We start from the raw sequence: 12920 nt of genomic DNA, 5'->3' as shown, positions 1-12920 counted from the left end.
CGGGAACAGTTGCACCGGGCCGGAAGTCCGCGCCGAGCTCCACCGGGCGAGCACGCCGCACTCCGCACCCGCCGACTCCCCCCGTTCTTCAGCCCAACCGAAAGGCCGCACGATGACCGCCGAACTGATCACCGGAATCAGCGAGCTCACCACCCAGGCCGCCGAAACCAGCCACGACGACGACAGGCTCACGGATGCCGCCCTCGTGATCGAGAACGGACGCATCGCCTGGATCGGGCCGGCAGCCGAGGCCCCCGCCGCCGACACCGCCGTGGATGTGGGCGGCCGGGCCGTGCTGCCCGGCTGGGTCGACACCCACACCCACCTGATCTTTGCTGGCGACCGTGCCGCGGAGTTCGAGGCCCGCATGGCCGGGGAAAGGTATGCCGCCGGCGGCATAGCCACCACGATGGCCGCCACCCGGGCCGCCACCACCGCCGATCTCCTCGCCAATGCCCGGCGTCTGCGCCGGGAGGCCGAGGCCCAGGGCACCACGTTCCTGGAGACCAAGACCGGCTACGGACTCGACCTGGCCAGCGAGCTGCGCTCCGCCCGGGCGGCGGCCGAGGTCGCCGACGTTGTCACGTTCCTCGGCGCCCACGTGATGCCACCGGGCCTGGACCGCCGCGACTACCTCGACCTGGTGACCGGTCCGATGCTCGCGGCCGTGGCGCCGCACGTCGACTTCATCGACGCCTTCTGCGAGACCGGGGCGTTCGACGTGGACGAGTGCCGAGAGGTGCTGCTCGCCGGCCGGGCCGCCGGGCTCGGGCTGCGCCTGCACGGCAACCAGCTCGGCGCCGGGGGCGGTGTGCGCCTGGCCGTGGAACTCGGCTGCGCGAGCGTGGACCACTGCAACCACCTCGAACCGGCCGACATCGACGCGCTGGCCGGCTCCGACACCGTGGCCACGCTGCTGCCGGCCTGCGACCTGTCCACCCGGCAGCCGTTCCCACCGGCCCGCCGGTTGCTCGACGCCGGCGCGCACATCGCGCTGGCCAGCAACTGCAACCCGGGCACCTCGTACAGCACGTCGATGCCGTTCTGTGTGGCCACGGCGGTGCTCCAGATGGGCCTCACGGTGCGCGAGGCGGTCTGGGCGGCCACCCGCGGCGCTGCCCGGGCGGTCGGCCGCGAGCACGGGCCGGATGCCGTGGGCTCGCTGAGGGTCGGCGGCCGCGCCGACCTGCAGGTGCTCGATGCCCCCGCGGCGGCGCACCTGGCCTACCGGCCCGGCGTGCCGCTCTGCCTGGCCACCTGGACCGAGGGGGTGCGTGCCCGCCCGGCCCAGAACCGCACCGCGTTCTGAGGAAATAGTGCGGTAAAAAGGACGGAAATTGGCGCAGCGTCCTTGTGTGCGCACTTTGTCCTCATAAGCGTCCGTCGCGCAGCCGCGCAAGACTCCGCCGCTGGCACAAGCTGCCGCGGTGTGCCGGGGTCAGGCCTTGCTGTCGACCGGCCAGCCGTGCCGGGCGAGGGCCTCGCGGGCCAGCGCGCGCGCCGAGTACGGGGTGCGCACACCCCTGATGTCTCGGTAATCCTGGTGGCCGGGTCCGGCCCAGAGGATGGCGTCGCCCTCGTCGGCCAGGTCGACCGCGTAGTCGATCGCGGCCTCGGGTGGGGAGACCTCCACGATCTGCTTGCTGGGGAAGGCTTCCCTGGCGGCGTCCACCAGCATCCGTCGGATGCTGGCCGGGTCTTCGAAGCGGGGGTGGTGGTCGGTGATGACGACGATGTCCGAGCCCGCGGCCGCGACGCGGGCCATTTCGGGCCGCTTCACCGGGTCCCGGTCGCCGTCGGCGCCGAACAGCATGATGACCCGACCCGGCGTGACGGCCTTGACGGCCCGCAGGGTCTTCTCGAACGCGTCCGAGCTGTGGCCGAAGTCAACGTAGACGCGCGGGCCGGTCGGTCCGGACACGCTCTCGGTGCGGCCCGGGATGTACACCTCGATGCCGTCCTGCAGCGCGGCCTGAATGCGGTCGGCCGGGTAGCCGGCCTCGACGATCATCGCCACGGCAAGCCCGGCGTCCGCCACCAGGTGATCGCCCAGCAGGGCGACCGTCGTCTCCACGGACTCGCCGGCCCGGTTCTGCACCCGGAACCGGGTGGACTCCGGCAGAGCCTCGAGAATCTCCAGGCGCCAGTCCGGGTCGGCCGCGGCATCCGCCGAGATCGACGTGACCGGGATGGCCGGTTCGGCCAGGAGCTTGAGGCCCCACGAGGTCTCCATGCTCACGACACCCTTGCGGGAGCGGTCCGGCCGGAAGAGGAGCTCCTTGGACTCGAAGTAGCTCTCCATTGTGCCGTAGTCGTCGAGGTGGTCGATCGAGAGGTTGGTGAACCCGGCGACGTCGAAGACGATGCCGTCGACCCGGCCGTGGGTGAGGCCCTGGGCGCTCACCTCGAGCACCACGGCTTCCACGTGCTGTTCCTTCATGCGGGCCAGCAAGGCGTGCACGTCGGTGGCCTCGGGCGTGGTGAGCCTGGAGACGAAGACCTCGCCGGCGATGTGGCGTTCCGCCGTTGTGGACAGGCCGGTGACCAGGCCCATCTGGCGCAGCACGGCTTCGAGCACGTATGCGGTGGTGGTCTTGCCGTTGGTTCCGGTGATTCCGAAAATTGTGGGGTTGCTGTCGGCGGTGCCGTAGACGAAGGCGCTGAGCTCGCCCAGGCGCCCGCGCAGGTTGTCGCTCACAATCACGGGCACGCCGGCGGCCAGCGCCGCTGCCTCGCCGTCGGCGTCGGTGAGCACGGCCACGGCGCCGGCCTCGACGGCACGGTCGGTGTACGCCGCGCCGTGGCCGTTCTTGCCGGGCAGGGCCACGAACAGGTCGCCCGGCTGCACGGACTGGGTGGAGAGGGCGATGCCCGTCACGATGGTGCCCGCGTCCGCCGAAGCGCACGTGGTGTCAGCCCGGCCGGCGACGTCCTCCAAGCGGACCCGCGGTGGGGTGCTCGGACGAACGACGGGTGGGGTGCTTTCTACTGCCAAAACTGATGCCTCCGGATTCACCCCCCGAATGAGGGCACAATATTACCGTAAGCGCCCCGCCTGCAAGGGATCTGCAATACCGGCCCGATCCCGCACTCTCATATCAAGTGCATAGAAAGCGGCAAGGTCACCGGCCGTGAGGCGTCAGCTCAGGATGTCTTTGGTGACGAATCGGCCGTAGGCGAGCGCCCCGAATACCAGCAGGTAGCCGCCCTGCAACAGGGCGTTGGCACCGAACGAGGAGAAGTCGACGGGTTGGCGCAGCAGGTCGGCGAAGTCGAGCCAGTAGTGGCTGAACAGCCATGGATGCAGCCAGTCCAGCTGCGGCAGCGAGTCGAGCACCTGCGCCACCACCGAGAGCACGATCGTGGCCGCCATCGCCCCGACGGGCACCACGGTGAGGGTGGAGAAGAACAGGCCGATCGCCGAGAGGCCGAGCAGCGATACCGTGACGTAACCGGCGATGAGCAGCGCGCGCAGGAACGACTCGCCCAGGCTGATCGTGTCACCGGAGAGCAGGGTGAGCGGTCCCACCGGGAACAGCGCCAGCCCCGCGAGCACACCGGCGGTGACGACGGTGAGCGTGGCCGCGAGGCAGAACACGGCGGCGCCGACGTACTTCACCGCGAGCAGCCAGACCCGGCCGGCCGGGGCCGCGAGCAGGTAGCGCAGGGTGCCGAGCCCGGCCTCGCCCGCGATGGTATCGCCGGCGACGACGCCGACGGTGAGCGGCAGGAACAGCGGGATCGACACGATGAGACCGGTCACGGCCACGAACAGGCCGTTCTGGGTGACCTGGTCGAGGAACGGCGGCCCGCGGCCGGGCGTCGGCGCCTGCGAGGAGAGTCGCACGGCGACCGCGATGAGCACGGGCACCGCGGCGAGCGCGAGCAGCAACGCCCAGGTGCGACGGCGACGGAACAGCACGACGAGCTCGGAGACCAGCAGGGCCCAGGCGCCGCCGGGCCGGGCGGTGGCGCTCGGCAGGGTGGCCGTCGAATTATCGGACAACGTCGAACCCCTCTCCGGTGAGTGCCACGAAGCGGTCCTCGAGGCTGGTGTTCTGCACGTGGAAGCCGCGCACCCGCACCCCGCCGGCCACGAGCGCGGCGACGAGGGTCTCGGGAGGAACGTCGCCCGGCTCGAGGGGGGCGCTCACCCAGCGGTCGACGGAACCGTCGGCCGCGAGGCCGGCGCCCCGGTCGCCGAGGTCGTCCGGGGCGGGCTCCACCCCGGCCACGAGCCCGGAGCCGGCCAGAACCCGGATGGCGGCCGCGGCATCCGGGGTGCACACCCGCACCCTGGCCTCACCGGCGCGCAACTCGTCGAGGGTGCCCTGGGCCACCAGTCGCCCCGCGCTCATGATGGCCGCGTGGGTGCACATGTGCTCCACCTCGGCGAGCAGGTGGCTGGAGACGAAGACCGTGGTGCCCTCACCGGCCAGCGACCGCACCAGTGCGCGCACCTCGCGGGTGCCCTGCGGGTCGAGGCCGTTGGTGGGCTCGTCGAGCACCAGCAGGCGGCGCGGCATCAGCAGGGCGTTGGCGATGCCCAGGCGCTGTTTCATGCCCAGCGAATAGGCGGAGACCTTCTTGCCGGCCGCGTTGGACAGGCCCACCCGCTCGAGAGCGCGGTCGACCCGGGCCCGGCGAGTGCGGGTGGGCGCGGCGCGGTCGGCCGAGTCGAGCCGGCCCAGGTTGGCGGCGCCGGAGAGGAACGGGTAGAACGCTGGACCCTCCACCAGGGCGCCCACCTGCGGCAGCACCCGGCTGAGCCGTCCCGGCATCGGCTCGCCCAGCAGACTCACCTCGCCGCTCGTGGCGGCGGCCAGACCGAGCATCACGCGGATGCTGGTGGTCTTGCCCGAGCCGTTCGGGCCGAGGAAACCGAACACCGAGCCCAGCGGCACCGCGAGATCGATGGCGTCGACGGCGGTCTGGTGGCCGAAGCGTTTGGTGAGGGCCCGGGTCTCGATGGCCAGGTCGCCGGCCCGGGCGTGCGGTGTCACTCCTGGGCTGCGGCGGCCTGCAGCCGCTCCACCGGTACCGACCCGGCGAAGACCCGGCCGTCGTCGGTGATGAACACGCTCACCAGCGTGGTGCTCAGCGCGCGGCCGCCGTCCACGGCCTCGGTGAGCTGGCTGTAGAGCGGCGAGGCGGTGAGTTCGGCGAGCTGGTCGGCATCCGCACCGGCGGGCATCGTCACCACGGCATCCCAGCCGGTGCCGATCACGGTGGCGCCGTTCGGCTCGGTGCCGGAGTGGCCGAGGTCGGCAGCGCTGGGCAGGGTCTCCTCGGTGACGGTGGCGCCGGCCGGCGGGGTGAAGGCGAAGAGGTCGGCGGCCGGGGCATCGAGGCTGAGCGTGGTGAAGGCCACGCTGACCGCGGGCTCCTCGGCGTTCCTGGCGTCAACCTGCACCCGCAGCGGCAGTCCGGTTTCGGAGTCGACCGCGATCGACACCGATCCCACCAGGGTGTCGTCGGTGTTCGGGGTCAGCACGAGCTCGTACGCGGTGCGGCCCGCCACCTGGGTGTTCTCGGCCAGGGTCACCGCGGTGCTCGGCGACACGTCGGCGAGGAACTTCTCGGCCAGGTCGCTCGGCGTGTAGGTTTCGCCGGACTTCTCGGCGAACTCCTCGCCGGCCGCGGGCAGGGTGGTGTGCGCGGCGGTGTTGTCGGCGGAGTCGTAGAGCCAGAGGTCCGAGCCGTTCCGGATCAGATTGCGCTCGGACATGGTGTCCTGCACCTGCACCCGGCTCTGGTCGGCGCCGTTCTGGTAGACCCGCACTGTGTGGCTGCCGGTGAGCAGGTCGAGGGCGGCGGAGAATTCGGCGGCAGCAGCATCCCCGGTGCTGGGGATCTCGGGCAAGCCGAGGTCGGAGGTCTGCTCGAGGGTGCCGGAGAAGGTGTCGACGGTGCTGCCGGCGGCGAGCTCGAGCACGTCCTGCGGGGATTTGTCCGGCAGGTCGACGGTGGCACCGGCCTGCAGCGGAACCGCGAGGACCCCCACGGCGATGACGGCGGGCACCGCAACAGCGGGCATCCACTTCAGCCAGGTTCTGGACATGACGAGCAACCTCCAGTGTCGCAATTCGTACTGCCGACACTACGCTTTCAGGCTGAAAGTTCCACTCGACTTTGCTCAGCCGCGCAGGGCCGGCGCCATTGTCACCATCTGGGCCCGCAGCGCGTCCACCACGGCGGCGATCACTGGCTGGCGTTGCGCCTCCGGCCGCAGCACCAGCCAGTACGGCAGCTCCTCGGCGAACTCGCCCGTGAGCACCCGCACCAGGTCGTCGTGCCGGTCGGCCATGAAACAGGGCAGCAGGCCGATGCCGCCGCCCACCCGGGTGGCCTCGATCTGCACGAACACGTTGGTCGAGCTCAACGCGCCCCGCATGCTGGGCACCCGTCGGCGGGGCGCATCCAGGTCGTCCACCTGCAGCATCGAGTCCACGAAGTAGACCAGCGGATGCTCAACCAGCTCGGCGACGCTGCCGGGAGTGCCGTTCCGGGCCAGGTACTCCCGTGACGCGTACATGCCCAGCGTGTAGCGGCCCAGCTCGAAGGCCTCGGCCCGGTGCGCCTGCGGCTGGCCGACCACCACCTCGATGTCGAGACCGGAGCGGTGCTGCAGCGCCTGCCGGGTCACGGTGACGATCTCCACCCGTAGCAGCGGATGCCGCTGCTGCAGCTGGGCCACCGCCGGGGCCGCGATGAACGCGCTGAAACCATCCGTTGCCGAAAGCCGCACCACCCCCGACAGCTCGGTCGCTTTGCTCGACCCGCCCAGCAGGTCGAGCGCGGCCTCCACGTTCTCGGCCGCGCGCACCGCCCGGGTGCCGAGGTCGGTGAGCTCCCAGCCACCCGCCGTGCGGGAGAGCACCCGGCCGGCCAGAGCCGTCTCGAGGGTGCTGATGCGCCGGGAGATCGTGGTGTGGTTCAGCCCGAGCGACTCCGCGGCGGTGGTGAACCGGCCGGTGCGGGCGACGGCAAGCAGCACCAGCAGGTCGTCGGGGTTGGCCGGGGTGGGCCGCGCTTCGGTCATATCTGCAATTATGCACAGCGGGTGGGTGGAAGTGGTCATTGCCGCAGCCTGTTCGAGCAGGAATACTCAGGGGAGCCGTTCACCGTCCCGCAGCCCGCGAGCCGGCCCGGCACACCTTTCCCCCGCCCAGTGTCAATGCCGATACTCAAGGAGATCTCCATGAGCGCCACCCCGCGTGTCCAAGCCGCAAGCGGCACCTCACCCAGCAACGAAACCTCGGGCCTGAAGAAGATCGTCGCGGCCTCCATGGTCGGCACCGTCGTCGAATGGTACGAGTTCTTCCTCTACGCCACCGCCGCGAGTCTGGTCTTCGCCACGGTCTTCTTCCCCAACGCGGGCAGCCAGCTCGATGGCATCATCGCCGCGTTCCTCACCTACGCGGTGGGCTTCATCGCCCGGCCGCTCGGCGGCATCGTCTTCGGACAGATCGGCGACATGCTCGGCCGCAAGCACACCCTGCAGGTCACGATCATCCTGGTCGGCGTCGCCACCTTCCTGATGGGCTGCCTGCCCGGCTTCGACAGCATCGGCTACTGGGCGCCGGCCCTGCTGGTGGCGCTGCGCTTCATCCAGGGCTTCGCCGTCGGCGGCGAATGGGGCGGTGCGGTTCTGCTCGTGGCCGAGCACAGCCCCAACCAGTCCCGCGGGTTCTGGTCCAGCTGGCCGCAGTCGGCCGTTCCGGTCGGCAACCTGCTCGCCACCCTGGTGCTCCTGACCATGTCGTGGGTCCTGCCCGCCGACCAGTTCCTCAGCTGGGGTTGGCGCGTGGCGTTCTGGCTGTCCGCCATCATCGTCGTGGTGGGCTACTACATCCGCACCCACGTCAGCGAGGCGCCGATCTTCCTCGAGGCCCGCGCCCAGGTCGAGGCCGACAAGGCCGCCAACTACGGTGTGCTCGAGGTGGTGCGCAAGTACCCGAAGGGCATCCTCGGCGCCATGGGCCTGCGCTTCGCCGAGAACATCCTGTACTACATCATCGTGAGCTTCTCGATTGTCTACCTGGTCACCGTGCACGAGTACAACACCAGCAGCCTGTTGCTGGCGCTGCTGATCGCCCACGTTGTGCACTTCCTGGTGATCCCGCAGGTCGGCCGGCTCTCCGACCGCGTCGGACGGAAGCCTGTCTACCTCGCCGGCGCCATCCTCGGTTCCACCTGGGCGTTCTTCGCCTTCCCCATGTTCGACACCCAGAACCCGGCGCTGATCGTGCTGGCCATCACCATCGGGCTCTGCTTCCACGCCCTGATGTACGCCGGCCAGCCCGCGATCATGGCCGAGATGTTCCCCACCCGCATGCGCTACTCGGGCGTCTCCCTCGGCTACCAGGTCACCTCGATCCTGGCCGGCTCGCTGGCCCCGATCATCGCCACGGCGCTGCTGAAGGAATTCGACTCCTGGATTCCGGTGGCCCTCTACGTGGCCGCGGCCTGCGTCGTCACCCTGGTTGCCGTCGTGACCCTCAAGGAGACCCGCGGCATCTCGCTGCGTGAGATCGACAAGGTGGATGCCGAGAAGCACGGTCTCACCCCCGTCGGAAGCAACTGATGCTCAGCGACCTCTCCGGCCAGACGGCCCTGGTCACCGGCGGCGCCGGCGGCATCGGGGCGGCCTGCGCGGCGGCCCTCGCCGCCCAGGGCGCCCACGTGATCATCGCCGACCGCGACGCCGAAGCCGCCGACCGTGTGGCCGGGGAGGTCCGCGGCGAAGCCTGGGCCGTCGACCTGCTCGACACCGCCGTGCTGGAGGAGCTGACGCTCACGGCCGACATCCTGGTCAACAACGCCGGCTACCAGACCATCAGCCCGCTCGAGGCCTTCGACCCGGCCGAGTTCCGCCGCATGCTGACGCTCATGGTGGAGGTGCCGTTCCTGCTCATCCGGGCCGCGCTGCCGCACATGTACGCCAGAGGGCACGGCCGCATCATCAACATCTCCTCGGTGCACGGGCTGCGCGCGTCCCCGTTCAAGTCGGCCTACGTGACCGCCAAGCACGGCCTCGAGGGGCTGTCGAAGGTCACCGCTCTCGAGGGCGGCGACCACGGGGTCACCAGCAACTGCGTGAACCCCGGCTATGTGCGCACCCCGCTACTCGAGAGCCAGATCGCGGCGCAGGCCGAGGCACACGGCATCCCGGCCGACGAGGTGATGCACGAGGTGATCCTGGCCAAGAACGCCATCAAGCGCCTCGTCGAACCCGACGAGGTCGCCGCCCTGGTGGCCTTTCTCGCCTCCCGTGACGCCGCCATGGTCACCGGCTCGTCGTACGTGATGGATGGCGGCTGGACCGCCTGAGCGGTCTCGCCCGCCCATCCTCAGCCCGAAGGAGATTTCAATGACCACCCTGCACCTGACCGCCACCGACGCCCTGGCCGGCGCCCTCACCGACGGCTGCATCCTCGCGGTCGGCGGCTTCGGCCTCAGCGGCATCCCCGCCGACCTGATCGAGGCCGTGCGCGACTCTGGCGTCACCGGCCTCACCGTCGTGTCCAACAACATGGGCGTCGACGGACTGGGGCTCGGGCTGCTGCTGGAGGCCGGCCAGGTGCGGAAGGTGATCTCCTCTTATGTGGGCGAGAACAAGCTCTTCGCCGAGCAGTTCCTCGACGGCCGGCTGGAGGTGGAGTTCAGCCCGCAGGGCACCCTCGCCGAGCGGCTGCGGGCCGGCGGGGCGGGCATCCCCGCGTTCTACACGAAGACCGGCGTGGGCACCCAGGTGGCCGAGGGCAAGCCGCACGCCGACTTCGACGGCGCGAGCTACGTGCAGGAACGCGCCATCGTCGCCGACGTGTCGCTGGTGCGCGCCCACACGGCCGACACCGCCGGCAACCTCACCTACCGGTACACCGCCCGCAACTTCAACCCGGTGGTGGCCACCGCCGGCCGGCTCACCATCGCCGAGGCCGAGCACATCGTGCCGGCGGGCGATCTCGACCCCGATCACGTCGTCACCCCCGGCGTCTACGTGCAACGCCTCGTGCCGGCCACGGCCCGCGTGAAGCCGATCGAACAGCGCACGGTGCGCCAGCGCGACGCCGTCAGCACCGCTTTCAGCAGCGAAGGAGCCCTCCGATGAGTTGGACGAGAGACGAGATGGCCGCCATCGCGGCCGCCGAGCTGGCGGATGGCGACTACGTCAACCTCGGTATCGGCATCCCCACCCTGGTGGCCAACAACCTGCCCGCCGGGGTGAGCGTCACCCTGCAAAGCGAAAACGGGCTGCTGGGCATGGGACCGTTCCCGTTCGACGGTGAGGAAGACGCCGACCTGATCAACGCCGGCAAGCAGACCGTCACGGTGCTGCCCGGCGGCTCGGTGTTCGACTCGGCCACCTCGTTCGGCATGATCCGCGGCGGTCACGTCAAGGTCGCCATCCTCGGTGCCATGCAGGTCTCCGGCGCCGGTGACCTGGCCAACTGGACCATCCCCGGCAAGATGGTGAAGGGCATGGGCGGAGCGATGGATCTCGTGGCCGGCACACCGCGCGTGGTGGTGCTCACCGAGCACGTCGCCCGTGACGGCTCGGCCAAAATCGTCGCCGAGTGCACCCTGCCGCTGACCGGCGTGGGCGTGGTCGACCGCATCATCTCCGACCTCGCGGTGTTCGACGTCACGGATGCCGGGCTGCAGCTCGTCCGTCTCGCCCCCGGCGTCACCGTGGAACAGGTGCGTGACTGCACCGAGGCCGCGTTCACGGTGGCTGATCAGACCGAGGTCGTGGCATGAGCCTCGCCACCCGGTTCGGCCTCGACGTGCTGCTCACCGGCTGGGGGCACAGCCGGTTCGGCAAGCTCACCGACGACACCCTCGAGTCCCTCATCGTGCAGGTCACCCGCGAGGCCATCGCGGGCGCCGGCATCGACGCGGCCCAGATCGACGAGATCTACCTGGGCCAGTTCAACTCGGCCCTGGTGCCGTTGGCCTTTCCGTCGTCGCTGGTGTTGCAGGCCGACCCGGTGCTGGCGAACGTGCCGGCCACCCGGGTCGAGAACGCCTGCGCGTCGGGCTCCGCCGCCTTCCAGCAGGGTGTGAAGTCGCTGCTGGCCGGTACCGCGAAGACCGTGCTGGTGATCGGCGCGGAGAAGATGACCCACGCCCCGGCCGACCGGGTCGGTGCGGCCCTGCTCGGCGCGGACTACGACCTGGCCGGCACGCCATCCAGCACCGGGTTCGCCGGCCTGTTCGCGGTTGTCGCCGACGCGTACGCCGACCGCTACGGCGCCATCGGCGACGTGCTCGGCTCGATCGCGGCCAAGAACCACCGGAACGGCGTCGCCAACCCATACGCGCAGTTGCGCCGGGACCTCGGCGAGGAGTTCTGCCGGACGGTGTCGGAGAAAAACCCGATCGTGGCCGGGCAACTGCGCCGCACCGACTGCTCCCCCGTCTCCGACGGCGCCGCCGCGGTGATCCTCAGCACGGATGCCCGCCGCGGGTCCGGCGCGGCCACCGACCCGGTGCGCCTGGCCGGGTTCGGCCAGGCCAACGACTTCCTGCCCGCCGCGCGGCGTGACCCCACCGCGTTCGCGGCCACCCGGGTCTCGTTCGAACGCGCGTTGACCATGGCCGGCGTGGGCCTGGCCGACCTGGACTTCGCCGAGCTGCACGACTGCTTCACCATCGCGGAACTGGTGCTCTACGAGGCCATGGGCCTCACCCCGGCGGGTGAGGGCCGCCGGGCCGTCGAGGAGGGCTGGGTGCAGCCCGGTGGCAGGCTCCCGGTCAACCTGTCCGGCGGGCTCAAGGCCAAGGGGCATCCGGTGGGTGCGACCGGGGTGTCGCAGCACGTGATCGCGGCCATGCAGCTCACCGGCACCGCCGGCGACATGCAGCTGCCCGGCGCCCGCCGCGCCCTGGTGCAGAACATGGGCGGCGTGGGCGTGGCCAACTACGTCAGCATCCTCGAGGCCGTCGCCTAGCCCCAACTGTTCCCGATGCGGACAAATGGTCCCGGTGTGCTGGGTGCATTTGTCCGCACGGGTAACAGTTACACCGTCGGAGGGCGGGTCAGATCAGGCCGTGGCGGCGGAACGCGTTCCAGACGCCGTCGTCGAGCACGCTGGTGGTGACCTCGTCGGCGTGCGCCTTGACCAGATCGGTGGCGTTGCCCATGGCGATGCCGACGCCGCAGACCTGCAGCATCTCGATGTCGTTGTTGCTGTCGCCGATGCCGATGGCGGATGCCGCGTCGATGCCCAGCCGGTCGAGCAGCTGCAGAATCGTGGAGCCCTTGTTCACGCCGCCCAGGGTCACCTCGCCGCTGCCCTTGCCCATGTGCGGGATGGTGCCGGTGATCACGTGGAAGTCGTCGCTGAGCGCCTCGGACACCCGGTCGAAGGCCCGGAGGTCGCCGGCCAGGAAGACTGACTTCGCGATGCCGGTGTAGCTGAGCGGTCGCACATTGGCGAACGCCTTCAGGGCGGGGTGCTCGTCGGAGTCGGTCACGGACTCCAGATCGGTGCGGGTCTCACCCCTGCGCTCCTGGTCATCCTGGAGGTAACTGGCGAAACGCCCCCTAACGCCGGGACTCGGGTACAGCTCGGCGAACGCCTGCAGGTAGAAGTCGTACCCGGACTCCTCGTAGAAGCCGACCATGCGGGCCACGGCGTCCTCCGGCATCGTGCGGGAGATGACCAGCTCGTCGCCGATCTCGGCGAATCCCCCGCCGGCGCTGATGGCCCCGTCGAAGCCGATGTCGCGGATCGCCGCGTAAATCTCCACACTCGCCCGGCCGGTGCTCAGGTACACCAGGTGCCCGTTCGCCCGGGCGGTCTGCACCGCCTCGATGGTGGACGGGGCGATCACCTCGCCCGAGTCGATCAGGGTGCCGTCGACGTCGAGGAAGGCGATGCGGGGCGAAATCATGTGGAGCTCCAAACGAG

At 70.4% G+C, this 12920-nt stretch carries 12 protein-coding genes; 6 read left to right on the top strand and 6 right to left on the bottom strand.

Features of this window, described 5'->3' with window-relative positions; genetic code table 11:
* Positions 1-112 precede the first annotated feature (112 nt).
* Entirely contained in the window at positions 113-1309 is a 1197-nt protein-coding gene (gene hutI, locus ACEN2M_RS07615) for an imidazolonepropionase (RefSeq protein WP_441647506.1), read from the top strand.
* Positions 1310-1438: 129 nt separating this feature from the next.
* On the opposite strand, the gene ACEN2M_RS07610 is transcribed toward hutI, so the two are convergent.
* The 5 genes from ACEN2M_RS07610 to ACEN2M_RS07590 all read right to left on the bottom strand — a co-directional run bounded on the left by ACEN2M_RS07610 (position 1439) and on the right by ACEN2M_RS07590 (position 7042).
* Positions 1439-2878: a Mur ligase family protein gene (locus tag ACEN2M_RS07610; protein WP_441647505.1), complete on the bottom strand. Its 1440-nt coding sequence runs from the start codon at positions 2876-2878 to the stop codon at positions 1439-1441.
* A 261-nt stretch (positions 2879-3139) separates the two neighbouring features.
* A complete protein-coding gene (locus ACEN2M_RS07605; protein WP_441647504.1) occupies positions 3140-4006 on the bottom strand; it encodes an ABC transporter permease in 867 nt (288 codons plus the stop codon).
* A complete protein-coding gene (locus ACEN2M_RS07600) occupies positions 3996-5003 on the bottom strand; it encodes an ABC transporter ATP-binding protein (protein ID WP_441647503.1) in 1008 nt (335 codons plus the stop codon). Before ACEN2M_RS07600 ends, ACEN2M_RS07605 begins: the two co-directional genes overlap by 11 nt.
* Positions 5000-6061: a LolA family protein gene (locus tag ACEN2M_RS07595; protein WP_441647502.1), complete on the bottom strand. Its 1062-nt coding sequence runs from the start codon at positions 6059-6061 to the stop codon at positions 5000-5002. The genes ACEN2M_RS07600 and ACEN2M_RS07595 overlap by 4 nt, the downstream gene beginning before the upstream one ends.
* Before the next feature lie 75 nt (positions 6062-6136).
* Positions 6137-7042: a LysR family transcriptional regulator gene (locus ACEN2M_RS07590; RefSeq protein WP_441647501.1), complete on the bottom strand. Its 906-nt coding sequence runs from the start codon at positions 7040-7042 to the stop codon at positions 6137-6139.
* A gap of 159 nt (positions 7043-7201) precedes the next feature.
* Between ACEN2M_RS07590 and ACEN2M_RS07585 the strand changes: the two genes are divergently transcribed.
* From ACEN2M_RS07585 to ACEN2M_RS07565, 5 genes are read left to right on the top strand one after another with little or no spacing between them, the layout of a single operon-like run.
* Positions 7202-8587 (top strand): MFS transporter, encoded by a 1386-nt coding sequence (locus ACEN2M_RS07585; protein ID WP_441647500.1) that lies wholly within the window; start codon positions 7202-7204, stop codon positions 8585-8587.
* Positions 8587-9333 (top strand): 3-hydroxybutyrate dehydrogenase, encoded by a 747-nt coding sequence (locus ACEN2M_RS07580; RefSeq protein ID WP_441647499.1) that lies wholly within the window; start codon positions 8587-8589, stop codon positions 9331-9333. Before ACEN2M_RS07585 ends, ACEN2M_RS07580 begins: the two co-directional genes overlap by 1 nt.
* A gap of 40 nt (positions 9334-9373) precedes the next feature.
* Positions 9374-10114 (top strand): CoA transferase subunit A, encoded by a 741-nt coding sequence (locus ACEN2M_RS07575; RefSeq protein ID WP_441647498.1) that lies wholly within the window; start codon positions 9374-9376, stop codon positions 10112-10114.
* Positions 10111-10764, top strand: a complete 654-nt coding sequence (locus ACEN2M_RS07570; protein ID WP_441647497.1) for a 3-oxoacid CoA-transferase subunit B — start codon at positions 10111-10113, stop codon at positions 10762-10764. The genes ACEN2M_RS07575 and ACEN2M_RS07570 overlap by 4 nt, the downstream gene beginning before the upstream one ends.
* Positions 10761-11957, top strand: coding sequence for an acetyl-CoA acetyltransferase (locus ACEN2M_RS07565; protein ID WP_441647496.1), 1197 nt, complete (start codon positions 10761-10763; stop codon positions 11955-11957). The genes ACEN2M_RS07570 and ACEN2M_RS07565 overlap by 4 nt, the downstream gene beginning before the upstream one ends.
* Positions 11958-12045: 88 nt before the next feature.
* Here ACEN2M_RS07565 and ACEN2M_RS07560 read toward each other — a convergent pair whose 3' ends face one another.
* Positions 12046-12903 (bottom strand): Cof-type HAD-IIB family hydrolase, encoded by an 858-nt coding sequence (locus ACEN2M_RS07560; protein ID WP_441647495.1) that lies wholly within the window; start codon positions 12901-12903, stop codon positions 12046-12048.
* Positions 12904-12920 lie beyond the last annotated feature (17 nt).

Source organism: Cryobacterium sp. W22_MBD10_FK3, from assembly GCF_052113745.1.
Taxonomy (GTDB): domain Bacteria; phylum Actinomycetota; class Actinomycetes; order Actinomycetales; family Microbacteriaceae; genus Cryobacterium.
The sequence above is the reverse complement of the archived record's forward strand: the minus strand, read 5'-3'. Positions and strand labels throughout refer to the sequence as shown.